At 73.0% G+C, this 26079-nt stretch carries 16 protein-coding genes; 2 read left to right on the top strand and 14 right to left on the bottom strand.

Annotated elements, in window-relative coordinates:
• Positions 1–7 precede the first annotated feature (7 nt).
• Both IF55_RS32215 and IF55_RS32210 read right to left on the bottom strand, forming a co-directional pair.
• On the bottom strand, positions 8–265 hold the full coding sequence (locus tag IF55_RS32215) for a DUF397 domain-containing protein (RefSeq protein WP_030890227.1): 258 nt from the start codon (positions 263–265) through the stop codon (positions 8–10).
• A gap of 3 nt (positions 266–268) precedes the next feature.
• Positions 269–1135, bottom strand: a complete 867-nt coding sequence (locus IF55_RS32210; protein WP_030890225.1) for a helix-turn-helix domain-containing protein — start codon at positions 1133–1135, stop codon at positions 269–271.
• Positions 1136–1272: 137 nt separating this feature from the next.
• Between IF55_RS32210 and IF55_RS32205 the strand changes: the two genes are divergently transcribed.
• Positions 1273–1731, top strand: coding sequence for an ATP-binding protein (locus IF55_RS32205; protein ID WP_245661580.1), 459 nt, complete (start codon positions 1273–1275; stop codon positions 1729–1731).
• A gap of 160 nt (positions 1732–1891) precedes the next feature.
• Here IF55_RS32205 and IF55_RS32200 read toward each other — a convergent pair whose 3' ends face one another.
• Both IF55_RS32200 and IF55_RS32195 read right to left on the bottom strand, forming a co-directional pair.
• Positions 1892–2713: an SGNH/GDSL hydrolase family protein gene (locus IF55_RS32200; RefSeq protein WP_030890221.1), complete on the bottom strand. Its 822-nt coding sequence runs from the start codon at positions 2711–2713 to the stop codon at positions 1892–1894.
• 80 nt (positions 2714–2793) lie between these two features.
• The gene (locus IF55_RS32195) at positions 2794–4905 is read right to left on the bottom strand and encodes an alpha-galactosidase (RefSeq protein ID WP_030890218.1); all 2112 of its coding nucleotides are present in this window, start codon (positions 4903–4905) and stop codon (positions 2794–2796) included.
• Between the two features lie 182 nt (positions 4906–5087).
• Between IF55_RS32195 and IF55_RS32190 the strand changes: the two genes are divergently transcribed.
• Positions 5088–5894 (top strand): tyrosine-protein phosphatase, encoded by an 807-nt coding sequence (locus IF55_RS32190; protein ID WP_030890215.1) that lies wholly within the window; start codon positions 5088–5090, stop codon positions 5892–5894.
• Positions 5895–5992: 98 nt separating this feature from the next.
• Here IF55_RS32190 and IF55_RS32185 read toward each other — a convergent pair whose 3' ends face one another.
• The 10 genes from IF55_RS32185 to IF55_RS36125 form a co-directional block, all read right to left on the bottom strand.
• Complete coding sequence (locus IF55_RS32185) at positions 5993–6823, bottom strand: alpha/beta fold hydrolase (protein ID WP_030890212.1); 831 nt, start codon at positions 6821–6823, stop codon at positions 5993–5995.
• Positions 6824–6835: 12 nt separating this feature from the next.
• Positions 6836–8209 (bottom strand): (3,5-dihydroxyphenyl)acetyl-CoA 1,2-dioxygenase DpgC, encoded by a 1374-nt coding sequence (gene dpgC, locus IF55_RS32180; RefSeq protein ID WP_245661577.1) that lies wholly within the window; start codon positions 8207–8209, stop codon positions 6836–6838.
• A complete protein-coding gene (gene dpgB / locus IF55_RS32175; RefSeq protein WP_030890207.1) occupies positions 8206–8865 on the bottom strand; it encodes an enoyl-CoA-hydratase DpgB in 660 nt (219 codons plus the stop codon). The genes dpgC and dpgB overlap by 4 nt, the downstream gene beginning before the upstream one ends.
• A gap of 14 nt (positions 8866–8879) precedes the next feature.
• The gene (gene dpgA, locus IF55_RS32170; protein WP_063764079.1) at positions 8880–10052 is read right to left on the bottom strand and encodes a 3,5-dihydroxyphenylacetyl-CoA synthase DpgA; all 1173 of its coding nucleotides are present in this window, start codon (positions 10050–10052) and stop codon (positions 8880–8882) included.
• Positions 10053–10253: 201 nt separating this feature from the next.
• Positions 10254–11495: an aminotransferase-like domain-containing protein gene (locus IF55_RS32165; protein ID WP_048832948.1), complete on the bottom strand. Its 1242-nt coding sequence runs from the start codon at positions 11493–11495 to the stop codon at positions 10254–10256.
• Between the two features lie 435 nt (positions 11496–11930).
• Positions 11931–13094: a cytochrome P450 gene (locus IF55_RS32160; RefSeq protein WP_030890199.1), complete on the bottom strand. Its 1164-nt coding sequence runs from the start codon at positions 13092–13094 to the stop codon at positions 11931–11933.
• Positions 13095–13187: 93 nt separating this feature from the next.
• Positions 13188–14411, bottom strand: a complete 1224-nt coding sequence (locus IF55_RS32155) for a cytochrome P450 (RefSeq protein WP_048832930.1) — start codon at positions 14409–14411, stop codon at positions 13188–13190.
• Positions 14408–18829 carry a non-ribosomal peptide synthetase gene (locus tag IF55_RS32150; RefSeq protein WP_048832929.1) on the bottom strand — a complete coding sequence of 1474 codons (4422 nt, stop codon included), beginning with the start codon at positions 18827–18829 and terminating at the stop codon, positions 14408–14410. Before IF55_RS32150 ends, IF55_RS32155 begins: the two co-directional genes overlap by 4 nt.
• A complete protein-coding gene (locus IF55_RS36130; protein ID WP_052405182.1) occupies positions 18775–21954 on the bottom strand; it encodes a non-ribosomal peptide synthetase in 3180 nt (1059 codons plus the stop codon). The genes IF55_RS32150 and IF55_RS36130 overlap by 55 nt, the downstream gene beginning before the upstream one ends.
• On the bottom strand, positions 21936–26069 hold the full coding sequence (locus IF55_RS36125; RefSeq protein ID WP_052405181.1) for a non-ribosomal peptide synthetase: 4134 nt from the start codon (positions 26067–26069) through the stop codon (positions 21936–21938). Before IF55_RS36125 ends, IF55_RS36130 begins: the two co-directional genes overlap by 19 nt.
• Positions 26070–26079 lie beyond the last annotated feature (10 nt).

The following is a 26079-nucleotide window of genomic DNA, read 5'->3' as shown; positions in this document are numbered from 1 at the left end:
CTCTCCCTCACTCGCCGCTCATGCTCGGCCCCACGAGCAGGAAGTCGGCCTCGCCGGCCTTCGCGCCCTGGATGAATGTCTGGATCTCGTGGTGGGTGTAGATCAGCGCGGGCCCGTCCGGGTCCGTCGACTGACGCAGGGCCACCCTGCCGTCGCGCAGCCGCATGGCCTCGACACAGCTTCCGCCGTTGCCGCCGCTCCACGGCTTGTGCCAGCCCTCGCTCCCGAGGTCCTTGGCGGGCATGCCGTTGTATATGCGACCCATGGTTCAGATCTCCTTACGAATGCCACCCAGGTAGGCCTCGGTGGTGTGTGCCGGCGCGGCCTGCGCGCACATGCGGTCGAGCGCCTCCAACAGGGTGGAGACGTCGTCGCGCTGGTCGAAGTAGACGGCCCCGACGAGGTTCTCGGCGTAGGCGATGTCCGGCAGTTCCTGGATCGGGAACCGGAAGATGTGGAACGGCCCGTACATCGCCGGGTGCGGTCCGGCCGCGAACGGGATGACCTGGAGCCGTACGTTGGGCATGGCGGTGGCCTCGATGAGCCGGTCGAGCTGCTCGCGCATGACCTCGGGGCCGCCGATGCGGCGGCGCAGGACGGTCTCGTCCATGACCACCCAGAGCAGCGGCGCGTTCTCGCGGGTGAGGAGCGACTGGCGCTCCATGCGGACGGCCACGCCGCGGTCGATGTCGGCGTCGGCGGCGTGCGGCATCCCGGCGCGCAGCACCGCGCGGGCGTAGCCCTCGGTCTGCAGCAGCCCGGGTACGTAGTGGGGTTCGTAGGCGCGGATGAGGTTGGCCTCACCCTCCAGGCTGACGAACGCGCTGAACCAGTCGGGGAGCACGTCGCGGAACCGGTGCCACCAGCCGGGCTGGTTGGCCTCGCGGGCCAGCGCGACGAAGTTCTCGATCTCGTCGGAGTCGTCTATCCCGTAGATGCGCAGGAGCTTCTCGATGTACGGGATCTTGAGCCCGACCTCGGCCTTCTCCATCCGGCGGACGGTCGCGTGCGTGACGTCGAGGGCCTTGCCCGCCTGTTCGTAGCTGAGTCCGGCCTTCTCGCGCAGGTCCTGCAACCGCTTGCCCAGCACGACCCGAAGGACGGTCGGAGCGCCTACCGGCCGTGCGTCCGCCACTGTCCATCCCCTCCAACCGATGTCATATGCCCAGCAGTGTGTCACGCAGCCGGTTGAGCTAACAGTCTGTGCTTGCGATTCTGCAATTTACAGATTGAACCTTGCCACACGTGACTCACATCGCACATAGTTGCCGGGTGGCCTACTCCTATGACGCAGTCTCGTTAAGGCGCCGAGGCGGTTCGTCCGTCCAGCACCTGCAGGACGCGTTCCACCTGCCGGCCCGGAACACCTCGGTGGCCGAGGCGCGAAGACGAGTCCTCGCGCGGCTCGGCGAGTGGGGCGTGGCACAAGTGGTGTGCGAGGACGCCGAATTGGTGGTCTCCGAGCTCTTCACCAACGCCGTGCGGCACACCGACAGCGACAAGGTGAGCTGCCGGCTGCGCGTCAGCGGCGACCGCCTGCACGTCGAGGTCGCCGACCAGGGCTACGGCCCGGACCAGCCGCGGGCCAGGCTCAGCGGCGCGGACGAGGAGAGCGGGCGCGGCCTGCTGCTGGTCGGCGCCGTGTCGGACGCGTGGGGCGTGCGCCCCGGGGAGATCGGCCGGGGACGCGTCGTGTGGGCGGTACTGACGGGCGCGCGCCCGGGGTGCTGATCGCCCTTCGCGGCGCTCAAACGCTGAGCGCGCCGAGGGCGCTGCCAGGCGTACGTACGGGCCGGCGCTTCCCCTGAGCGGGCCGACCGGCACCCGGCGCGGGGCTCTCCGCGCGCCGACGCCCGCCGCGCTCGGCGGCGCGGCGGGCGGGAGCGGCGGGTCAGAGCGGCAGCAGGTCGGGGCGCTTGGGCTCGACGTGGTCGCCCGAGGACTCGCCGCGCAGCCGGCGGCCGATCCAGGGCACCAGGTACTCGCGCGCCCAGTGGATGTTGTCGCGGCGCACCTCGGCGGGTGAGCGCTGCTCCTCCGACGGCCATGCCTGGTCGGGGTCGGCGGGCACGTCCAGGCCGAGCACCTGCGCGGCGCGCAGCGCGACGCGGGTGTGCCCGTCGGGGGACAGGTGCAGCCGGTCGTCGCTCCAGGCGCGGCGGTCCTGCACCGAGCGCAGCGACCAGAGGTCGAGCACCGGGCAGTCGTGCCGGTCGGCGATGGCCCGTACGTGCGCGGTGTACGTGGCGATCTTGCCGCGCAGGTGGCGCAGGACGGGGATGCCGCGGGTGTCGAAGCCCGTGCACAGCAGCACGGTGCCGACGGCGGACGTGAGGTCGGCGACGGCGGCCTCGTAGCGCTCCGCGACATCGTCGGGGTCGCTGCCGGGGCGCAGGATGTCGTTGCCGCCGGCGCAGAACGTCACCAGGTCGGGGCCGAGCTCGATGGCGCGCGGCACCTGCTCGGCGACGATCTGGTCGAGGAGCCGGCCGCGGACCGCGAGGTTGGCGTAGCGGAAGCCCGCGGGAGCCTCCGGGCCCCGCTCGGCCTGCGAGTCCGCGCGCTGGTCGGAGAGGAGCACGGCGAGCCGGTCCGCCCAGCCGACGAAGGTGTCGTCGGGCCCGGGGTCGCCGACGCCTTCGGTGAAGCTGTCCCCGACGGCCGCGTACGACCCGATTGCGTCACTCTTGAATGTCTTCGAATCCTCTGCCACGGCTCCCCATCTTTCACCCCCGACAGTGACCTACGCCACCGTAACCAGGGGTTGACGTGCAGTGATGTATCCCACCTCGATCATTCTCCAGTAATGCGGCGAAGGTGGAATACATCAGCGGCCAGGTCGCCACTGAGCCCGGTGCGCAGCCCGCGGTGGGTGAGGACCGCTCCGCGGTGCGTCCCGCCGCGGTCCAGGTCCGTGTAGCGGGCCGCCGGATCGAGGCCGCACAGCCGCAGCGGCGGCGGTTCCTCGCCGTACCGCTGGGCCGGCAGCCAGGCGAGCACGGCGCTCTCGTCGCCGCGTACGTACTGGACGGCGGTGAGCCCGTCGCCGGGCGGTCGCAGCCGGTAGAGGTCGCCGCCCTGCACCAGCGGGCGGATCCGCTTGTACCGCTCGATCCAGCGCCGCGCCTCGTCCAGTTCCGCGGCGCTCCACCGCGTGAGGTCGCCGCCCACGCCCAGCACGCCCGCCATGGCGCTCACGAAGCGGAAGCCGAGCGGGCTGAACCGCCCGTTCATCTGCTCGTTGGGGCTGTCGGTGACCCAGGCCGCCATGATCCGGGCCGGGTGGAGCTGGCTGAAACCGTGCTGGATGGCGAGCCGATCGACGGGGTCGGTGTTGTCGGAAGTCCACATCTGGTCCGTACGGGCCGCCATGGCCAGGTCGACGCGCCCGCCGCCCCCGGAGCAGGCCTCGACGGCCACGTGCGGGTGGGCGGCGCGGAGCCGGTCCAGGAGCCCGTACACGCCCTCGACGTGGGCGGTCCACAGCCGCCGCGGGTACGGGTCGCCGGGCCAGCCGGCGTCGGTGAAGGAGCGGTTGAAGTCCCACTTGAGGTAGTCGACGGGCGCGCCGCGCAGCAAGCTGTCGAGCCGTTCCCACAGGTGGGCGCGGACGTCGTCGCGGGCGAGGTTGAGCACGAGCTGGTTGCGGAACTCGGTGCGGCGGCGGCCCTCGTGGTGCTGCGCCCAGTCGGGGTGCGCGCGGTAGAGGTCGCTGTCGGGGTTGACCATCTCCGGCTCGACCCAGACGCCGAACTCCATGCCGAGGCGGTGCACTTCGTCCGCGAGCGGCCGCAACCCTCCGGGGAAGCGGTCGGGGTTGGGCGTCCAGTCGCCGAGGCCGGCCGCGTCGTGGGTGCGCGCCCCGAACCAGCCGTCGTCCACGACGAACAGCTCCACTCCCAAGGCGGCCGCCTTGACGGCCAGTTCGCGCTGCTGCCGCTCGTCGACGCGGAAGCCGGTGGCCTCCCAGGAGTTGTAGAGCACCGGCCGGTGCCGCTCGGCGGCGGGGATGATGTGGCGGCGCTGCCAGGCGTGCCAGGCGCGGCTCGCGGCCCCGAAGCCGCCCTCGGTCCACAGCCCGGCGAAGACGGGGGTGGTCCAGGAGTCGCCGGGCGCGAGCAGCAGCAGGCCGGAGTCGTCGTGCCCGGCGCCGCCGACCGCCTGCACCGACCCGTCGGGCAGCGACTGCACGGCGATCCGCCAGGACCCGGACCAGCCGAGCGCGCACCCGTACACCTCGCCGCTCTCCTCCCCCGCGTCGCCCGCGTCGAGGGCGATCCAGGGCAGGTGGGCGTGGCCGGTGTGGCCGCGGCGGCTGCCGATGAGCTGTTCGCCGGGGGTGAGGGCGGCGCGGACCAGGCGGCTCTCGGCGCCCCACCGGCCGTGCAGGTGGGACAGGCGCCAGCCGTCGCGCGCGGGCAGCGACCAGGCGGCGGAGTCGGCGCGCAGCAGCTCCAGGGGGACGCCGTCGCGCGCGCGGGTACGGGCGTGGGTGAGGGTGACCCGGCGCTCGACGACGTCCGAGCCGGCGCGCATCCGGTAGTGCAGCGTGAGGGCGAGGTGGTGCAGCCGGTCGTGGAAGCGCAGCCGCAGCTCCTCGGGGTCGGCCTCCCAGCCGCCGAAGGCCCACTCGGTGCCGCGTACGCCGTCGGCGCGTACGGACAGGGCGGGGCGCGTGAAGCGCGGGCCCCCCTCCACCGGGTATTCCTCGCGCCCGTCGAGCGGCGATTCGAATCCGCGCGCGGCGGGGATCTTCTCTGCGGCGAGGGCCTGGGCGTCCTCGACGGTGATCCGCGGCCCCCAGTGGAGGTGCAGCAGCTCGTCGTCCTCGGTGAGGCGCAGCGCGTAGCCGCTCCGGACGCCGGACAGCAGCCATAACCGACCGTTTCCGCCGACCTCGATCACTGAGCCCCCAATCGAGCACCGCAACGCCGACAGGTCCGGACATCATCGGGCCGGGAACGGTCACGAGGCAACGCCCGAGCGGCCCCGAAACCGAACTGAGTGGCCCTCGAACCCATGTCGTATGGTCGATTCACCTGCCCTTGTCGACGAGCCGCGTCGACGGACGGAACCGAGGAGCGCCCGTGACCCAGTCGCCGCAGATCCCGTCGACCGAGCCCGAGCTGGCCGGTGTCCGCAATTTCCGGGACGTGGGCGGGCTGCCCGCCCTCGACGGCCGGCGCGTGCGACACGGCGTCCTGTTCCGCAGCGGTCACCTCGCGCACGCGACCGAGGAGGACGCCCGTTACCTCGGGTCCCTCGGCCTGCACACGATCTTCGACTTCCGCAACGCCTCCGACATCCGGGTCGAGGGCCCCGACGTCGCCCTCACCGGCGTCCGGAACGTGAACATACCGCTCAGCGACCCGGCCGAGGGCAAGGAGTTCTGGGCGATGGTCCGCGACGGCGGCCTCGACGAGCTGCGCGTCATGCTCGGCGAGGGCCAGGCGGCGGGCCGGATGTCCAGCTCGTACCGCACCATGATCACGGAGCGCACCGCCGAGCACAGCCGGCTGCTGCACGCCCTCGCCGAGGACAGCGTGCCCGCGCTGATGCACTGCGCCGCCGGCAAGGACCGCGCGGGGCTGTCCATCGCGGTCACCCTGCTCGCCGTCGGCGTGGGGCGCGACGCGATCCTCGCCGACTATCTGGAGTCCAGCGCCCCGCACCGGCGCTACAAGATCCGGCGCGGTGACAATTCGCCCGCGGCGCTGTCCCCCGAGGTCATGGAGCTGCTCGCGCCGCTCTTCGACGCCCGGGCGGAGTATCTGGCTGCCGCGTTCGAGACGATCGAGGAGCGCTGGGGCAGCACGGAGCGCTACCTCACGGAGGGGCTGGGCCTCTCCGCGCGCACCCGCGAGCTGCTGTGCTCGCGGCTGCTCACGGACTGAGCGGCGGGCCGGCGGCCCATCGGAGCAGTCGCTTTCATGGCCGCTTTCATGGCCGCTTTCCTGCACGCGGGCGGCCCGTCATGGCGCCGCGCCGCTGGTCACGGCATCCGGCGGGCGGGTGACCGCCGCGGGCGGGCGAAGAAGTCGATGATCGCGGAGTTCACCTCGTCCGGCCGTTCGAGATATCCGTAGTGTCCGCACCCGGCTATCTCCGTGTACGAGCCGCCGGGGATGCTGTCGGCGACCTCGCGGCCCAGGTGCGGGCGGGCGATCAGGTCGTCGCGGAAGGCGATGACCAGGCACGGGCAGCGCACGCGCCGGTACGCCGCCAGCCGGTCCGCAATGGCCTGGAGGCCGAGCTGGTGGCGTACGCCGGCGGGGGTGACCGGCGACATCTCGAAGATGTCGAGCCAGCCCTGGAGCCGCTGTTCGTCGTTGAGCGTGCGCGGCGACAGGTTCTGGATCGCCTGCACGTAGGCCGCGTAACGCGGCGGGAGCTTGACGTCGCTGTCGCAGAGCTCGACGTCGGCCGCGGCCATGGCGGAGATGAGCGCGTCGGCCCGGCCGCAGGTCGCCATCAGCACGGCCTGGGCGGCGAGTTCGGGCCGGGCCAGGAGCAGTTCCTGCACGATGATCGCGCCCAGCGAGAACCCGACGAGGCGGCAGGGCCCCGCGCCGAGGTGGTCGATGAGGCCGGCCACGTCCGCCGCCAGGTCGGCGAGGGTGGTGCCTTCCTCGCACGGGCCGCTCGGCCCGATGCCCCGGTTGTCGAGCGTGATCGTCTGGTAGCCGGCCGCGCGCAGCGCGGGCACCTGGTGCGAGCGCCAGACGCGGCCGGGCGCCGCGGTCCCGGTGACCAGGACGACCGGTTCTCCGGTGCCGTACACGTCATAGCCGAGGGTGGTTCCGTTGATCCTCGCCACCGGCACGCGGGGCTCCTCTCACTCGTCTCGTGGTCGGGTTTCGGCTCCGGCTGCTGCTGCGGTCCCGGCTCCGGCTTCCCCCGCGAACCGGCCGACCTTCGCGATCACGTCCTGGTCGTAGAGGCGCAGGGCCTGCTGGAGCGCGAACTCGGCGATGTAGCGGCGGAATTCCTCCGGGGGCTCCTCGGCGAGGTTCAGCATTCTGCGGTTGGCGACGACCGCCGGGGCGCTCAGCCGCTCGACGCCGCGGGCGATGGCCGCGTCCATCTCCTCCGGTTCCACGACCTCGTCGGCCACCAGCCGGGCGTCGGGTTCGCTCGCCCACAGCCGCCGGCCCTGGAGGATGATCTGCCGGGAGACGCGCGGTCCCGTGTGCCGGCCGAGCCGGAAGTTGCCGGCTCCGGGCACGATGCCCTCGCGGGCGGCGGGCAGGGTGAAGTAGGCGTCGGCGGCGGCCACCACGTGGTCGAGGACGAGGAGGAGCTGCATGCCGCCGCCGATGGCGAAGGTGTCGACGGCGCCGATCCAGGGCTTCTCGACCGTACGGGCGTGCCACGCCCCCTCGCGCCGCTCACCACACTCGCCGTCGGTCCGTACTCCGCGTACGAGCTTGTGGAGGTAGCCGACTTCGCGGCGGAGCAGGAAGCCGACCAGTGAAATGCCCCCGGCGTGCAGGCTCTTGAGGTTGATGCCCGCGCTGAAGACGCGTTTGCCGCGGTAGCGCGGGTGGGTCATCTCGCCGCCGCGCACCACCCCGACCCGCACCCGCGGGTCGAGGAGGGCGAGGTCGACGGCGGTCTCCATGTCGTCGACCTGTTCGACGTCCTCGGCGTTCAGGCAGTCGTCCCGACGCATCGTCAAATGGGCTGCTTCCCCTCGGCGTTCGAGCAGTACGGAGCGTGTACGGACCTCCCCGGTGCGGCGGAACGCGGGCAGCAGTTCCAGGGCGCGCGGGGTGGGCAGCAGCATGGTGTCGAGCAGGTGCCGGCCGGCGGCCGGGGAGCCGAGGACCGCCCGCAGGAAGATCCCCTGATCGATCTCGTACCCCTCCTTGTCCGCCTGGCGCCGCTTCCGGTCGTCCGCGATCTGACGCTCCGAGGGGAGGAGCGAGGGGTAGGCGAGGGCGGCGGCCGCGACCAGTTCGGCGAGGCGCAGCCCGACGGTACGGCCCTTCGTGAGCCGGTCGTACACGTCGGCGGCGTGCGCCTCCAGGAAGCGGACCCGCTCCGCGCGGGCCGCGTCCTTCGCCGCGGTGGCCGCGGCCCGCTGGTCGGGCGAGCGGTCACCGGGCTCCGGGAGAGCCGCCAGCAGTTCCTCGGCGCGGGCCGCGGCCTCGTACAGGCTCGGCCAGACGCCCTCGACGGCCGCCGGGGACGGCCGGACGGTGGTCACGATGCCTCCTGCGCGGTGCCGCGCAGCAGCCGGTCGCAGGCGGCCAGGTGCGGGCCGAGGGCGTCCTCGAAGCTCGTCGTCCGGGCGTCGAGCAGGAGCTGCCGGCGGATGGCGAGGTCCTTCCCCGACAGGCCGCTGACCAGCCCGGCGGCTGCCGCGACGGCCTGTTCGGGGTCGTCGACCAGCCCGTCGACGATGCCGAGCGTACGGGCCTCGGGCGCGTCGATCGGCAGGCCGAACAGCACGGCCCGGCGGGTCCGGGCGGCGCCCGCGAGCTGTACGAGCCGGAAGCCGGCCATGCCGGGCCAGGTCGCGGAGCCGTCGCCGTGCACGAGCAGCCGGGTGTCGAGGGCGGCCACGCGGATGTCGGCGGCGAGGAACACGTCGAGCGCCATGCCGCCGCACTCCCCGTGGGCCAGGGCGAGCGTGGCCATCGGGAGCCGTTCCAGCCGCCGCACGGCGCGCTCCCACTTGCTGACCAGCATGACGTCGAGGCCGCCGGCCCAGTCCCCGGCCGGGGCCCCGGTGACGTGCAGGATGACGACGCCGGAGCCGCCCCGGTCCTCGGCGCGGTCGCAGAGGCCCGCCAGGGCCTTGACGGCGGCGGGCGTCGGCGGCTCGGCGCCGTCGATCTCCGCCGTGAGCGTGTGGTCCATCGCACCCTCCGGGTTCACCATCGGATCAGCGCCGTCTCGATCGTGGAGCCGGGCCCCATGGTCATGAGCACGCCGTAGTCGCCGGCCGCCGCGACGCCCTCGTCGAGGAGCCGTTCGTAGGAGAAGAGGAACGAGCCGCTGGAGACATTGCCGTGGTCGCGCAGCACGCCGGTGGTGTGCCGCACGTCGTGGCGGGTCAGCCCGAGGTTGACGACGACGGCGTCGATGACCTTCTTGCCGCCCGAGTGGACGAGCCAGTGGGCGATGTCGCTCCGGCGCAGCCCCGTGCCCGACAGCAGCCGGTCGACGACGAGTTCCGCGTGCGCGCCGACCACGTACGGGATCAGCGGGTCGAGGTAGAAGCTGAACCGGCCCAGGTCGCGGTCCCAGTCGTAGCGCATGGCGTCGACCGCGTCCGGGATGATGCAGCTCGCGAACTTGAGGATGCCCGGGCCCGCGGGCGCGCCGTTCGAGGGCTCGCCGGGCGGCGGCCCGGCCGGGGCCAGGGGGGCCTCGGCCGGGTCCGTGCGCAGCGCGATGGCGCCGGCGCCGTCCCCGAACAGGCTGTTCACGACGGCCGTGCGCATCGTGGAGTCCATCGCGTACGCGGCGGAGCAGGCCTCCACGCACAGGACGACGGCGAGGTCGCCCGGGTTCGCGGCGGACCAGCCGGCCACCACGTTGAGGGCGTTGAGCCCCGCGTTGCAGCCCATGCCGACGATGTCGGAGCGGCTGCAGTGCCGGTCGATGCCCAGCTCGCGGATGAGGAGCGCGCTGATGCCGGGGGTGAGGAAGCCGGTGGAGGTCACACAGCACAGGTGGCGCAGGTCCGCGAGGTCGGCGCCCGCCCGGCGCAGGCAGTTCCGCAGCGCCTCGGCGCCCATGTCCAGCGCCAGGCGCTTGTGCTTGTCGAGCAGGTCGCCCTGCGGTTCCACGGGCCGTATGCCGTCGCTGCCCGGGGCGGGCAGGTCGAGGTTGCGCCGTTCTATCGCGCTGTTGAGGAACACGGAGCAGATGCGGGGGTCGGTGATCCCGAAGGCTTCGAGCACCTCTTCCTGGGAGTAGGAGGCCGGGCTGGTCGCCGTGCCCACCCCGACGATCCGGGGCCGGGCGAGCACCGCCCTCGGTTCGCGGAGGCCGGTCGCCGGGCCCGCGGTAGAGCGCGGCGCCGGGTCCAGCACCGCCATGGCCTCCATGGATTCCACACTGTCCACGCTGACGGTCATCGGAAGGTCCACCCCCACATACGTCGTTTGCTGCGCGGCCGGTGTGTGCCACGGATACTGATCACTTCGGTCGCCCTTCTCGTGCGCACCCGCTGGGCGCGGGTGTGAGTCGTCCGGTCGCCGTCCACGGAGACCGGCGGAGCATAAGAACCCGGCGGAGGATCACAGGGGGCCGCTCGCCGCCGCCTCGATGAAGCGCGCGAGGCGTGCGGTGCCCTCCGTGATCTCACGGGGCGTCACATAGCTGATGGAGAGCCGGAGTTCGTGGCTGCCGCCGCCTCCGGGGTAGAAGTAGCTCATCGGCGTCCAGATGACGCCGAACCGCTCCGCGGAGCGTACGAGCGCGGCGTTGTCCGCGCGGAACGGCACCCGGACGCCCAGGAAGAAGCCGCCCGAGGGGGTGTTCCAGCGCACGCCGAGGGCCGCGCGGCGATCGGCGGGGAGGCGGGCCTCCAGCTCCCGGAGCGTGTGCCGCAGGGCCTCGTCGTAATGGACGGCGGCCTTCGCGTTCAGCTCCGAGAGGCGGCCGCGGGCGGCCAGCAGGGCGCCCGCCACGACGGCCTGGCTCAGCGACGGCGTGTTGACCGTCACCATGCTCTTGATCTTGGCGAGTTCGTCGGCGAGCAGGCTCTCCCGGCCCGCGCCGTCCACGACCGGCTGGTCGGCGACGACGAAGCCCAGGCGGGCGCCGGGAAAGACGGTCTTGGCGAACGAGCCGATGTGCACGACCCGGCGCGCCCGGTCCAGGGACTTCAGCGTCGGCGGCGGCGGGCCCGGGCTGACCAGCCGGTACGGGCTGTCCTCCACGATGAGGAGGTCGTGGCGCGCCGCGAGCTCCAGCAGTTCGGTGCGGTCCCGCAGCCCCATCGTGGTGCCGGAGGGGTTGGAGTGGTCGGGTATGACGTAGAACGCGCGCGGCCGCCGCCCCCGCGCACGCTCCCGCTCGATCGCCGCCTCCAGCGCGTCCCGGCGGTAGCCGTCCGGCCCCTCCGGCACCGGGGTCACGGGGATGTCGAGCAGCCGGGCCGCGCCGGTGATGCCCATGAAGCTGGGGCTGGCGACCAGGACGGCGTCCTCGGGCCCGCCGACGAGCGCCCGCAGCACCAGCAGCATGGCCTCCTGGGCGCCGACGGTCACCACGACGGACTCGGGGGCGACATCGATGCGCTCGTCCGTCCGCAGCCAGTCGGCGACGATGTCGCGGATCTGCCCGGCGACGGGCCCGTACTGGTACATGAGGGTGCGGATACGCTCCGGCGAGCTCCCCCGCGCCGCCTCGTTGTCGAGATAGCCGCGGAGATAGCCGAAGATCTGCTCGGTGTCGAAGAAGCCGTCGTACGGCCGGCCGGGCGCGAAGGAGATCGCGTCCGGGTAGCGGAGCGTCACCTCGTTGAGGAACGTCATGGTGTCCAGGACGGGGTCGCTGACGCTGGAGTGCAGATCGCCTTTGCTCAGCCGCGCCACGTCGCCGGCGCGCTCCGTACGGTCGCGGTGCGGCCGTGCGCGCTCGTGGTGCGGCCGTACGCGGTCGTCGGCGCTCTGTCCGGCCATGAAATTCCCCCGTACCACCCGTGATCGAAAAAATGTCTTCCGGCGGCCTTTTACGAAGGCTTTTTCCGGCGGCCCGCCGGCCCGCCCCACAACCCCTTCCGGAAGCTCGGGTCAAACTCGGCGCCGAAGAGCCTCGAACGGACAGAGCCTGGGAGAGCATGGAAGCAGATATGGCTGCCCGTAGGGCACTGTCCAACCCATCGAATTCGCCACTTGGGCAGGGCAGCGAGAATCCCGCGCACGGCCCCGCACCGGTACGCCCGCGAAACCCGCCCGTACGCGCGCGCCCTACCAGAAGACCGGCAGCGTCTCCACCCCGTACTGCGGGGCGAACGGCCGGTACCGCAACTCCTCGGGCGGCACACCGAGCCGCAGGTCCGGAAAGCGCTCCAGCAGCCGGGCGAAAGCGATCCGCATCTGCATCCGGGCCAGCGACGCGCCGAGGCAGAAATGGACGCCGTGCCCGAACGCCACGTGGGCGGTGGTGCCGCGGGTGATATCGAGGAGGTTCGGGTCGTCGGGCGTCTCGGACCGGTTCGCCGCGATCAGCGAACAGCCCACGGCCTGACCGGCCTTGACCACCTTGCCCGCGACCGGCACATCGACGACCGCGGTACGGGGCGAGGCCGTCGAGACCACCGACACGTACCGCAGCAGTTCCTCCACCGCGCCGTCCATCAGCTCCGGCCGCTCCTTGAGCAGCGCGAGCTGTTCCGGGTGGAGCAGCAGCGCGAGCAGCCCCAGGCTCAGCGCCTGCGCGGTGCTCTCCACGGCCGCCGAGACGAGGAACGAGGCGATGCCCGCCAGTTCATGGTCGGTCAGCTCCTCGCCGTGCTCGCGGATGAGCATGCCGAGGAGGTCGTCGCTCGGTTCGGCGCGCTTGCGCACCATGACCCCGACCAGGTACCGGTCGAGCGCCTGCACGGCCGTCGCCTGCTTCTTGGCCCGACTGGTGGAGCGGATGTCGAGCATCCGGGCCAGGTCGGCCAGGTCGTCGCGGGGCAGGCCGAGCAGCCCGCAGACGACCTGTCCGGGCACCGGCCAGGCGAAGTGCCGCACCACGTCGGCCGGTTGTCCGGCCCGCTCCAGGACGGCCAGCCGGTCCGCCACGATCTCCTCGATGATGGGCTGCATCCGGCGCATTCGCCGCACGGTGAACTCGGCTGTCAGCATCTTCCGCAGCCGGGCGTGGTCCGGGCGGTCGTAATGCAGCAGATTTCCGGTGTCGAACGGCTGCCCGTCCATGGTGTGGGCCGGCCGGGGCTTGCCGGTGAACCGGTCGGCGTCGCTGAGCACCGCCTTGACCACGTCGGGCCCGGTGGCGATCCAGTCGAGCACCGCGGAACCCGAGACCTCGGCGAAGGGCGTCTCCTTGCTCATCCGGACCAGTTCGGGCAAGGGGTCGATGCCGTTGCGACGCTGGTATACGGGAACATTCGATTCCTTGGGCATCCCTGGACTCCTCTCATTTCTCGTGTCGCGTGCGCTGTGTTCGCGTCGTCGTTTCTTTCCCGTGATTCATCCGGCGCGCGGTTCCTTCTGCCGCTACCAGGCGATCGGCAGTTTCTCGATTCCGTAGATCGGCCGCGACTGCGACCGGAACCGCAGTTCTTCGCGGGGTACCGCCGGCCGGAGGCCGGGAAAGCGTTCCAGCAGCCGGGCGAAGGCGATCCGCAATTCCAGCCGGGCCAGCGGGGCGCCGACGCAGAAGTGGATGCCGTGCCCGAACCCCACGTGGGTGGTGCTGCCGCGGGTGATGTCGAAGTCGTCGACCGGCGCTTCGGGGTGCTGGGTGCGGTTCGCCGCGAACAGCGAGCAGGCCACGACCTCGCCGGCCTTCACGACGTGGCCCGCGAACTCCACGTCCACCAGCGCGGTACGGAAGTTGGCGAGCGGCACGACGGCGACGTACCGCAGCAGTTCCTCCACCGCCTGGCCCATCAGCTCCGGCCGCTCCCGGAGCTGGGCCAACTGGCCGGGGTGGTCGAGCAGCGCCAGCGTGCCCAGCCCCAGCATCCCGGCCATGTTCTCCAGGCCGGCGCCCAGGGTGGCATCGATGAGCCCCACCAGGTCGGCGTCGGTGATGGAGTCCCCGTGTTCCCGGAGCAGCATGCTGATCATGTCGTCTCCGGCCGGGTCGAGGCGCTTGCGCGCGACGAACCGGTCCAGGTAGTCCGTGAAGGCGTGCTCCGCGGCCATCACCAGTTTCCGCGGGCCGTCGCGGCGCTGGCCGAGCAGCATGTTGCGGGTGAGCTGGGGCTGGTCGTCGCGCGGGATGCCGAACAGCGCGCACGCCACCAGTCCGGGTACGGGCCAGGCGAAGTGGCGCATCAGGTCCGCCGGCGGCCCGGCCCGCTCCAGCTCCTTCAGCCGGTCCGCCACGATCTCCTCGATGACGGGTTCCATCCCGCGCATCCGGCGCGCCGTGAGCGCCGGCGTCAGCATCTTCCGGATCCGGGTGTGTTCCGGCGGGTCGTTCTGGAGCGGGTTCCCCGCCTGCGCCAGCCGCCGGGACTCCGCCGCCGTGTCGGCGACCGGGTTCGTACTGAACCGGTCCGTGTCACCGAGGATCGCCCGCACCTCGTCGAGGCCGGTGGCGATCCAGCTCTCACCGACCGGGCTCATGCCCCGGGCGAACGGCGTCTCCGCGCTGATCCGGCTCAGCTCGGGCAGCGGGTCGAGGCCGCTCCGCCGCATGTGCACGGGGACGTCCGCCGGGTTCGGCTCTCCCCGCCGCCGCCGTGCCGACGCTTCTTGAGGCTTCGTCATATGTGGTCGCCCTTCCGGTCTCCGGTCGCACCCTTCACGTCCTTCGCCCCGCCGGCCCTCGGTGCGGCGCGCAGCTTGTCGGCGACGAGGCGCCCGATGCGGGCCACGTGGGGCGCGTGGAGCAGGTCGTCGTGGCCGGCGTCGACTTCGTGCGCCGCGATCTCGCCGCCCGTGTACGGCCGCCAGCCCGCGACCGCGTCCGGCAGCCGCAGCCCCTCCGGCCGGGCCCCGAGCGCGACGAACACCGTGAGGCCGCCCGGGAAGTACCGCGGTGTGTGGCGCCGCTCCAGTTGGTACATGCGGCGCCTGATCTCCTGCATATTCGTCACGAGCGGCCCGCTCACACCCTCCGGGTAGGCGTCGTCCGCTCCCAGGACAGCGGCCACGTCGCCCTCCTCCGCTCCGGCGCGGCCATCCCCTTCGGCCTGGCCGTCCAGGTCGACCACGGAGACGGCGGCCGTCGAGTCGGGGTAGCTGTCGAGGAGCGCGAGGAGCCCGACCTTCTCCCCCAGTTCCGCCAGCCGGGTGGCGATCGCCTGGGCGATCAGCCCGCCCACGGACCAGCCGAGGAGGTGGTACGGGCCGTACGGCTGGAGGGCCCTGATCCGGTCGGCGTAGTCGGCCGCCATCTCCTCGACGCTCCGCGGCAGGGGCTCCGGGCCCGCGAGCCCGCGCGCCTGCACCCCATAGACGGGCTGGTCCGACGGCAGGTACGGGAGGAGCGCCGCGTACCGCCAGCCGAGGCCGGTGCTCTGGTGCACGCAGAACAGCGGCGGACGGTCGCCCTCGGGCCGCAGCGGGAGCAGTACGCCCAGGTCGTCGCGGTTCCTGATGGTGCGCAGCGCGGCGCCGGGCCGCTCGCCGTCCCGGCCGTCGGCCTCGGGGGTACGGTCGGCCGGTGCGGCGGACGGTCCGACCGCCGTGCCACCGGGCGCCGGGGCCGAGGCCGCTGCTGGTGCCGCCGCGCCGTTCCCGGATGCCGCCATCCGGCGGTGCTCGGCCAGCTCCGGCGGGAGGCCGACCTGGCTGAGGCGCACGTCGGGGTCGGCCGCCACCTGTTCCAGCACGCTGACGACACCGTCCGCGAGCGCCTGACCGGTGGCCGGGTCGAAGAGGTCCGTGGCGTAGCGCAGCACGCCGTCGAGGCCGGCCGGGGTCCGGTCGTCCTCCAGCCGCTCCACGAGGGAGAACGCCAGGTCCATCTCGGACGTACCCGCGTCGACGGTGAGCCGGGTGGTGTCCAGGCCCGCCAGCTCCGCCGTGTCCCACTTCTCCGCGACATCGTCCTGGACGTCGAGCAGGACCTGGAAGACGGGGTGCGCGGCCGTGGAGGGCGGCAGCGCGAGCGCCGCCACGACCCGTGCGAACGGCACGTCCCGGTGGGCGTCGGCGGGCAGGGCCGCCTCCCGGACCCGGTCGAGCAGCTCGCCGAACGCGGGGTCGCCGGAGGTGTCCGTGCGCAGCGCCACGAACTCGGTGAAGGGTCCCATCACGCCGTTCAGGCTCTCCTCCTCGTCCTGGCGCGGCAGCGCCGTCCCGAGCACGATGTCGGTGCCGGAGCCGAGCCGGGTGAGCAGCAGCGCGAGCGCCGCCTGGACCGCCATGAACGTCGTCGCCCCGTGCTCCTCCGCCGTCTCCGTCAACCTGTCGTGCGTGTCGGCGTCGAGGCTCAGCGGGGCGGATGCCACGCGCTGCGACGCCCGCGGGGGACGCGGCCGGTCGGTCGGCAGCGGCAGCGTCGCCGCCGCGTCGGCCAGGGTGTTCTGCCAGAAGGCGAGCTGATCGCCGGCCAGGCTCTCGGCCTGCCGCTCGCCCTGGAGCAGTTCGCGTTCCCACAGCGCGTAGTCGGCGAACTGCAAGGGCAGCGGGGCCCGTTCGGAGACACGGCCCTCGCGCCGGGCGCCGTAGGCCGCCACCAGGTCGCGTACGAGCACGTCCAGTGACGCTTCGTCAGCGGCGATCCGGTGCACGACGAGGAGCAGTACGTGCTCGGTCTCCGAGAGGGCGAACAGGTACTGCGCCCACGGCGTCTCCCGCGTGAGATCGAACCTGTGCCGGCCGTGTGCGGCCAACAGGCCCGGCAGCTCCGCCTCGGTCGCCGGCACCACGGAGAGCCGGGGGCGGGCGGTGTCGTCGGCGGGGTCCAGGACGTACTGGACGAGTTCGCCGTCGTCCGTACGCGCGAAGACCGTCCGCAGCACGTCCTGGCGTGCGGCGATGTCCCCGAGCGCGGCCTCCAGGCCCGGCCGGTCCAGCTCGCCGGCCAGGCGCAGCGCGAGCGGGAGCCGCAGGTCCGACTCCGGGCGCAGCCGGTCCGCCTGCCAGGTGTGCGCCTGGTTGGCGGAGAGGGGGATGGCGTCCGGGTGGTCGACCGGCCGCAGCACGGGGCGGGCCTTCGACTGGAGCATCCGGGCCACGCCGAGCGGCGTGGACGCGCCGAAGAACTGACGCATATTCAACTCGGCGCCGAACTCGGCCCTGATGCGCGCGGCGAGTCGCATCGCCAGCGTCGAGTTGCCGCCGACGTCGAAGAAGCTGTCGTCGACGCCGACCCGTTCGACGTCGAGCACCTCGGCGAAGAGGGCGCAGACGGCCTTCTCCATCTCGGTCTCCGGCGCGCGACCGGAGCCCCGCTCGCCGAAGTCGGGCACGGGCAGCGCGGCCCGGTCGAGCTTGCCGTTGGCGGTCAGCGGCAGCGCCTCCAGCGCGATGACCGCCGCCGGGATCATGTACTCCGGCAGGGCCTTGCCCATGTGCTCGTGCAGCAGAAGCTGGTCGATCTCCGGCACGGTGGGGACGATGTAGCCGAGCAGCCGCTTGTCGCCGGGCCGGTCCTCGCGCACGACGACTGCTGCCTGGGCCACATCCGGATGGGCCGCCAGGACCGACTCCACCTCACCCGGCTCGACCCGGAACCCCCGGATCTTGACCTGCTCATCCGCCCGCCCCGCGAACTCCAACAGGCCCTCGGCCGTCCACCGCGCCAGGTCCCCTGAGCGATACATCCGGAGGCCGGGCGCGAAGGGGCAGGCCACGAACCGCTCCGCCGTCAGCCCCGCACGACCCGCATAGCCGCGCGCCAGCCCGGCCCCGGCCACGTACAGCTCACCCGTCACACCGGGCGGCACCGGCCGCAGAAAATCATCCAGCACATACGTCTGAACGTTCCCGAGCGGACGGCCCACTGGCGGCGGCGCGTCCTGCGCACCGATACCGGCAGCCAGCGGCGTGGCCGTGGTGATCACGGTCGCCTCGGTCGGCCCGTACGTGTTCCAGACCTGGGCACCGGCCCGCCACCGCGCCGCCAGATCCGCCGTCAGCCGCTCCGCGCCCAGCACCCAGTTCCGTACGCCCGGCACAGCGGCCGGATCGAGGACGCCGAGGAGGGACGGAACGACGCTCGCCACGCTCACGCCCGCCGCCTCGATCATCCTGGCGAGGGCTTCCGGCTGGGTGCGTTCGTCGCTCGACGCGATGGCGAGAGTGCCGCCCGCGCCGAGGGTGACCGCCACATCCAGCACGGCCGCGTCGAAACTGAAGGACGCGAACTGAAGGGCCGTCACCCCTTCGCTCACCCCGAGTACGGGCCGCATGGCCTCCGCCAGGTTCGCCACGCCGCCGTGCGCGACGGCCACGCCTTTCGGACGGCCCGTCGACCCGGACGTATAGATCACATACGCCAACTGGCCGGGAATTGTGTGGTGTTGCGGGGCATCGGACGCCTCGATGGCTTCCGCCTCCTCGTCCAGCACCACGACACGCGCCCTGCCTTCGGCGATCGCGGCCGCCGTGTCCGCCGCCCTTCCGGCGGCCGTCAGGACGACCGAGGCGCCACTGTCCGCGACCATGTAGGCGAGCCGGTCCGCCGGATACTCCGGGTCGAGCGGTACGTACGCGCCGCCCGCCTTCCACACCGCCAGCAGCCCCACGATCATCTCCACGCCGCGCGGCAGGCACAGGCCCACCCGCGACTCCCGCCCCACACCCAGCCGGGAGAGATAGCGCGCCAGTCGATTCGCCCTACCTTCCAACTCTCCGTACGACAGCGCGGACGAGCCGCAGCGCACGGCGACGGCATCCGGGGTCGCGGCGGCCCAGGCGGCGAAGAGGTCCAGCACCGTCCGCGCCGCCCGCGGACGCGTGGTGGCGTTCCACTCCCCCACCACCCGCGAGCGCTCGTCCCCGACGAGCACGTCGATGTCGCTGAGGCGCGTGTCGGGGTCGGCCGCGACCTGGGCCAGGACCCGTGCCAGCCGGGTCGCGAGGGCCTGGGCCGTCGACTCGTCGAAGAGGTCGGCGGCGTAGAGGATGCCGCCGTCGAGCCCGTCCGGGGAACCGTCCGCGTCGCGCCGCTCGGTGAAGGTCAGGGCCAGGTCGAAGCGGGTCGGCGGCGCGGAGAACGGCGGCAGGGGACGCACCCGCAGGCCGGGCAGCTCCCACTGCGCCTCCGGTACGTTGCCGGGTCCTGATGCGCGTACGCCCCCAGATCCCGCTCCCGCAACCGGCCCAGCAGCTCCGCGAAGGACGGATCACCGCTCAGATCGGCCCGCAGCACCAGCGTATTGGCGCCCATCCGCGACAGCAGCGCCGACACGGCAGCGTGCATCACCATGAACATCGTCGCCCGGCCACGCCCCGCCAACTCCACCAACCGCGCATGCGTCACCGCGTCCACCCGCACCGGCACACTCCCACTCCGGAACGACGGCACCGCCGGCCGCGGCCGGTCCAAGGGCAACGCCAACTCCTGCGGAGCCCCCGTCAACACCTCGCGCCAGTAGTCGAGCTGACCGCTCACCAGGCTTTCCGGGTCGTCCGGATCGCCCAGCGCAGCGCGCTGCCACAGCGCGTAGTCCGCGTACTGCACGGGCAGCGGTTCCCAGTCCGGGGCCTGGCCCGCGCGCCGCGCGGCGAAGGCCGTCTCCAGGTCGCGCGCCAGCACGCCCATCGACCAGCCGTCGGACGCGATGTGGTGCGCCACGATCAGCAGTACCGACTCCGAGGGCGTGGCGCGCAGGAGGGTGGCCCGCCAGGGCAGGTCGGCGCTCATGTCGAAGCCGTGGCCCGCGTGGGCGGCGAGGGCCGCCTCCCACTCCTCCTCCCGGGCCTCCGTGACGACGAGCGGCGGGCGGCCCTCCTCGCCCTCCAGCACCTGTTGGCACGGCACGCCGTCGACGTCCGGGAAGACCGTCCGCAGGCTCTCGTGCCGGTCGGCCACGTCCCCGAGCGCCGCCTCCAGCGCCGCCACGTCCAGCTCGCCGGAGATCCGCAGGGCCAGCGGCAGGTTGTACGCGGCAGCGGCGGCCGGGTCGTCGCCCACCCGGTTGAGGAACCACATCCGCTGCTGCGCGAACGACAACGGCAGCACCGCCGGCCGTACTTGACGTACCAACACCGATCCGTCCGCGCTCCGCGCACGCTCGATCAGCCGCGCGACGCCCGCCACCGTGGGCGCGCCGAACAGCTCCCTGATGCTTACGGTGACGTCCAGCACGGACCGCACCCGCCCGAGCAGCCGCATCGCCAGCAGCGAGTCGCCGCCCAGCTCGAAGAAGCCGTCCTCGGCGCTCACCCCCGCCACCCCCAGCACCTCGCCGAACAGACTGCTGACGAGGGTTTCGGCGGGCGTCTCGGGGACGCGTCCGGCGGTGCGGCCGGCCGTCTCCGGCGCGGGCAGCGCGGCCCGGTCGAGCTTGCCGTTGGCGGTCAGCGGCAGCGCCTCCATCGCGACGACGGCCGCCGGGATCATGTAGTCCGGCAGGAGGGTACGGGCGAACTCCTCCAGCGCCGCGCCGTCGAACTCTTCGGGAGCGATGGAAGGACCGCCAGCCGTAGGGGTGGCGTCGGCGGGGACCACGTACGCCACCAGGCGCGGCTCGCCCGGCCGGTCCTCGCGCGCCACGACCGCCGCCCGGCGCACGCTCTGGTGCCGGGCCAGCACGGCCTCGACCTCGCCGGGTTCGACGCGGAAGCCCCGGACCTTGACCTGCTCGTCCGCACGGCCCGCGAACTCCAACAGCCCGCCGGCCGTCCACCGCGCCAGGTCGCCTGTGCGGTACATCCGCGCTCCGGGGGCGAACGGGCAGGCCACGAACCGCTCCGCCGTCGGAGCCGGGCGGCCCGTGTAGCCGCGTGCGAGCCCGGCCCCGGCCACGTACAGCTCGCCGACCGCGCCGACCGGGGCCGGCTTCAGGAAGCCGTCGAGGACGAAGACCTGGACGTTTCCGAGGGGTCGGCCGATCGCCGGCGGCGCGTCCTGCGGGCCGATGCCCTCCGGCAGCGGCGTGGCCGTGGTGATCACGGTCGCCTCGGTCGGGCCGTACGTGTTCCAGACCTGGGCACCGGCCCGCCACCGCGCCGCCAGGTCCGCCGTCAGCCGCTCCGCGCCCAGCACCCAGTTTCGTACGCCCGGCACGGCGGCCGGATCGAGGACGCCGAGGAGGGACGGGACGACGCTCGCCACGCTCACGCCCGCCGTCTCGATCATCCGGGCCAGCGCCTGCGGCTCCATGCGTTCGTCGCTCGACGCGATGGCGAGGGTGCCGCCCGCGCCCAGGGTGACCGCCACATCCAGCACGGCGGCATCGAAGCTGAACGACGCGAACTGAAGCGCCGTCACCCCTGCACGCGCCCCGAGTACGGGCCGCATGGCCTCCGCCAGGTTCGCCACACCGCCATGCGCGACGGCCGCGCCCTTGGGCTGCCCCGTCGACCCGGAGGTGTAGATCACGTAGGCCAACCGGGCGGAACTGAGGATGTGTTGGATCGCGTCGGACGGCTCGGCGTCGATGTCGTGCGCGGCCCGGTCCAGTTCGACCACGGCCGCGGTGCCCGCCGGAATTCCGGACAGCGTGCCGGCCAGGCCCAGCACCACGGACGCGCCGCTGTCGGCGATCATGTAGGCGAGCCGGTCCGCCGGATACTCCGGGTCGAGCGGCACGTACGCGCCGCCCGCCTTCCACACGGCGAGCAGCCCTACGATCATGTCCACGCCGCGCGGCAGGCACAGGCCCACCCGCGACTCCCGCCCCACACCCAGCCGGGAGAGATAGCGCGCCAGCCGGTTCGCCCGACCTTCCAACTCTCCGTACGACAGCGCGGCTGAACCGCAGCGCACGGCGAGAGCGTCCGGGGTGGAACGGACCCAGGCGTCGAAGTGGTCCAGCACCGTCCCCGCCGCCTGCGGCCGGGACGTGGCGTTCCACGCCTCCACCACGGCGGACCGCTCCTGCGGGCCGAGCACATCGATCTCGCTGAGGCGGATACGGGCGTTCTCCGCGACCTGTTCCAGCACTCGGGTCAGCCGGGCGGCGAGGGCCTGGGCCGTCGTCTCGTCGAAGAGGTCGGCGGCGTAGAGGATGCCGCCCTCCAGGCCGGCCGGTGAGCCGTCCGCCGCGCGACGCTCGCCGAGGGTCAGCGACAGGTCGAAGTGCGCGGGCGGCGCCGTCATGTCCTGATGCGCGTACGCCCCCAGATCCCGCTCCCGCAACCGGCCCAGCAGCTCCGCGAAGGACGGATCACCGCTCAGATCGGCCCGCAGCACCAGCGTGTTGACGAACAGCCCGCGCCCATCCGCGACAGCAGCGCCGACACGGCAGCGTGCATCACCATGAACATCGTCGCCCGGCCACGCCCCGCCAACTCCACCAACCGCGCATGCGTCGCCGCGTCCACCCGCACGGGCACACTGCCACTACGGAACGACGGCACCGCCGGCCGCGGCCGGTCGAAAGGCAGCGCCAGCTCTTGCGGGGAGTCGGCCAACGCAGCGCGCCAGTAGTCCATCTGGCGGGCTGCCAGGCTTTCTGGATCGCCCAGTTCACCCAACGCGCCCCGCTGCCACAGCGCGTAATCGGCGTACTGCACCGGCAGCGGCGACCAGTCCGGTGCCTGGCCCGCATGCCGAGCCGCGTAGGCCACTTGCACGTCCCGGCCGAGGACGCCCATCGACCAGCCGTCGGACGCGATGTGATGCGCCACGATCAGCAGTACCGAACGGGTCGCCGAGAGCGTGAACAGCCTGACCCGCCATGGGAGTTCCGTGCCGACGTCGAAGGCGTGCCGGGTGTGTTCGGTGAGGGCCTGATCGAGCTGTTCCTCCTCGGCCGCCACCGTGACGAGCCGCGGGCGCCCCGCCTCCCCCTCCAGCACCCGCTGCCGCGGGACGCCGTCGATGTCGGGGAAGACCGTCCGCAGGCTCTCGTGCCGGTCGGCCACGTCCCCGAGCGCCGCCTCCAGCGCCGCCACGTCCAGCTCGCCCGAAATCCGGAGCGCGAGCCGCATGTTGTACGCGGCAGCGGCGGCGGGGCCGTCGTCCATCCGGTCGAGGAACCACATCCGCTGCTGCGCGAACGACAACGGCACGACCGCGGGCCGCACCTGACGCTCCAGCACGGCCGCGCCCCTGCCCCGCACACCGTCGATCAGGCGCGCGACGCCCGCCACGGTCGGGGCCGCGAACAGTTCCTTGATGCTCACCGTCGCGTCCAGCACCGCCCGTACCCGTGCGATCAGCCGCATGGCAAGCAGCGAATCACCGCCCAGTTCAAGGAAGTTGTCCTCGGCCCCCACCTGGCCCAGCTCCAGCACCTCGCCGAACAGGCCGCACAGCACCTCCTCGGTGGGCGTCGCCGGGGCGCGTCCGCCTCTGGCCGCGAGCTCGGGCGCGGGCAGCGCCGCCTTGTCCAGCTTGCCGTTGGCCGTCAGCGGCAGCGCGTCCAGCGCCACCACCGCGGCCGGGACCATGTGCTCCGGCAGCCGGCGGCCCGCGTGGTCCCGCAGCTCCGCGCCGTCGATCCGGCGGCCCGCGGCGGGCACGGCGTACGCGACGAGGCGCTCGGCGCCCGGCCGGTCCTCGCGGACCACGACCGCCGCCTGATCCACCGCGCCGTGGGCGGCGAGCACGGCCGCGATCTCCCCGGGCTCGACCCGGAAGCCCCGGATCTTGACCTGCTCGTCCGCGCGCCCCGCGAACTCCAGCCGCCCGTCGGCCGTCCACCGCGCCAGGTCACCCGAGCGATACATCCGCGCCCCGGGCACGAAGGGGCAGGCCACGAACCGCTCCGCCGTCAGCCCCGGCCGACTCACGTAACCGCGGGCCAGCCCGGCCCCGGCCACGTACAGCTCACCCGTCATGCCGGGCGGCAGCGGGCGGAGCAGGCTGTCGAGGACGAAGACCCGGACGTTGCCGAGCGGCCGGCCGATCGCGGGCGGCGCGTCGTCGGGGCCGAAGCCCTCCGCGAGCAGCCCGGCCGTCGCGATGACGGTGGCCTCGGTCGGTCCGTACGCGTTCCACAGCCGCGCCCCGGCGCGCCACCGGCTCGCCAGACCAGAGGTCAGCCGCTCCCCGCCGACCAGCCAGTTCGCCACGTCGGGCACGGCCTGCCCATCGAGCAGGCGCAGCATCGAGGGCACGCCGTTCGCGACCCGCACGCCGGAGCGGCGGATCATCTCCGCCAGCGCCACGGGGTCCGTACGCTCCTCGCTCGACGCGATCGCCAGCGTGCCGCCGCCGGCCAGGGTGACGGCGACATCGAGTACGGCCGCGTCGAAGCTGAACGACACGAACTGAAGCGCCGTCACCCCCGCCGCCATACCGAGCACGGGCCGTGCGGCCTCGGCCATGTTGAGCACGCCGCCGTGGGTCAGCGCCACGCCCTTCGGCCGTCCTGTGGAGCCGGACGTGTAGATCACGTTGGCGGACTGGGTGAGGTGGGCCGGCAGGTTCAGCGGCGCGGGGGATTCGGCGGCTAGGGCGCGCTCGGTCGCGGGGGTGTCGAGGAGCACGGTGGTGGTCGGGGTCGCCGGGGCCGTCGGGATCACCGGGGTCGAGGGGGATGCGGGGGGTGTCGAGGCTGTCGCCGTGGCCGTGGCCGTTGCCGTCGCCGTCGCGGTCGCCGTCGCCGTCGCGGTCGCCGTCGCCGTCGCCGTCGCGGTCGCCGTCGTGGCCAGGATGACCGATGTGCCGCTGTCCGTGATCATGTAGGCGAGCCGGTCCGGCGGGTAATCGGGGTCGAGCGGTACGTACGCGCCGCCCGCCTTCCACACCGCCAGCAGCCCTACGACCATGTCCACGCCGCGCGGCAGGCACAGGCCCACCCGCGACTCCCGGCCCACGCCGATCCGGGAGAGATGGCGAGCCAGGCAGTTCGCCCTACCTTCCAACTCTCCGTACGACAGCTCTTCGGAGCCGCACCGCACCGCCGGCGCGTCCGGCGACCGTTCCGCCCACTCCTCGAACAGGTCCACCACGGTGCCCCGCGACACCGGCCGGGCGGTGTCGTTCCACTCCCCGATCACACGGGAGCGCTCGGCCTCGTGCAGCACGTCGATGTCGCCGACCCGCAGTACGTCGACGTCGCCGACCCGCGTCGGCGGGCCGGCGTCCGCCCGTGCCATCTGCTCCAGCACCCGCATCAGACGGCCGACGATCGACTGGACGGCCTCGTGGCCGAACAGGTCGGGGCGGTAGTCGATCTCGCAGGTCATGCGGGCGCCGGGGGTCAGGAGCAGCGTGAGCGGATAGTGCGCGGCCTCCTGCCCGCTGATGAGCCTGATGGCGAAGGAATCGGGGTCGGGGGCGTCGGCCGGGGGGCGGGGGTAGTTCTCGTACACGACCAGCGTGTCGAAGACCGCGCCGGGCCCGGCGGTCCGCTGCACCTCGGGCAGCCCGAGGTGCTGATGCGCCATCAGTGATGCTTGCTTTCCCTGTAGTTGAGTCAGCATGTCCAGTACGGGCTGACCTCCGTCGAGGCGTACGCGCACCGGCAGGGTGTCGATGACCAGTCCCACCATGGACTCGACGCCCGGCAGTTCGGCGGGCCGCCCCGCCGACGTGGCGCCGAAGACGACATCGTCCCGGCCGGTCAGCCGGGCCAGGAGCAGCGCCCACGCGCCCTGCACCACGGTGTTCACGGTCAGGTTGTGGCTCTGCGCCAACCTCGTCAGGGCCTGGGACAGGTCGGCAGACAGGCGAGTGCTCAGGTTCGCGTACGTCTCGGTCGTCCGGTCCGGGGCCGCGGGCGCCACGAGCGTCGGCCCGTCCGCCCCCGCCAGCGACGCCCGCCACGCGCTCCGCGCCGCCTCCTTGTCCTGCCGGTTCAGCCACGCCAGGTACTCCCGGTAGGACGTGGCCCGTGGCAGCCCGGCGGTGCTGCCCCCGGCCGCGTACACCGAGGTCATCTCGTTGATCAGCACCGGCAGCGACCAGCCGTCCATCAGGATGTGGTGGTGCGTGATCACCAGCCGGTGCCGCCGCGCGCCGAAGCGTACGAGCAGCAGGCGCAGCAGCGGGGGAACGCCCATGTCGAACCGGGCGGCGCGTTCCCGGGCGGAGAGCCGTTCAAGCTCGGCGAAGGCGTCGGCCTCCGCCATGCCGGAAAGGTCCGCCTCCTGCCACGGCAAGGTCACCGCCCGCGCGACGATCTGCACCGACTCGCCCGACTTGCGCTGGCGGAAGCCCGCCCGTAGCGCCGGGTGCCGGGCCAGCAGCGCCTCCCAGGTCGCCCGCAGACGGTCGGCGTCCAACGGACCGGTCAGCTCCATCGCCCGTTGCGCCTGGTAGACGTCCGGGGTCGCGCCGTCAAAGGTGGCGTGGAACAGCATCCCCTCCTGCAACGGCGAGAGTAGCCACACATCTTCGACACGGGACTGGGTCATCGCTCTTTCT

Origin of the sequence: Streptomyces varsoviensis (genome assembly GCF_000718635.1) — a bacterium.
Classification (GTDB): Bacteria; Actinomycetota; Actinomycetes; order Streptomycetales; family Streptomycetaceae; genus Streptomyces; species Streptomyces varsoviensis.
The sequence above is the reverse complement of the archived record's forward strand: the minus strand, read 5'-3'. Positions and strand labels throughout refer to the sequence as shown.

Excerpts from the sequence above, each read along its gene's own strand:
- IF55_RS32215 (WP_030890227.1), bottom strand. The coding sequence starts at position 265 with ATGGGTCGCATATACAACGGCATGCCCGCCAAGGACCTCGGGAGCGAG.
- dpgB (WP_030890207.1), bottom strand. The coding sequence starts at position 8,865 with ATGGACCACACGCTCACGGCGGAGATCGACGGCGCCGAGCCGCCGACG.
- dpgA (WP_063764079.1), bottom strand. The coding sequence starts at position 10,052 with ATGGCGGTGCTGGACCCGGCGCCGCGCTCTACCGCGGGCCCGGCGACC.
- IF55_RS32165 (WP_048832948.1), bottom strand. The coding sequence starts at position 11,495 with ATGACGTTCCTCAACGAGGTGACGCTCCGCTACCCGGACGCGATCTCC.
- IF55_RS32160 (WP_030890199.1), bottom strand. The coding sequence starts at position 13,094 with ATGCCCAAGGAATCGAATGTTCCCGTATACCAGCGTCGCAACGGCATC.
- IF55_RS32155 (WP_048832930.1), bottom strand. The coding sequence starts at position 14,411 with ATGACGAAGCCTCAAGAAGCGTCGGCACGGCGGCGGCGGGGAGAGCCG.
- IF55_RS36125 (WP_052405181.1), bottom strand. The coding sequence starts at position 26,069 with ATGACCCAGTCCCGTGTCGAAGATGTGTGGCTACTCTCGCCGTTGCAG.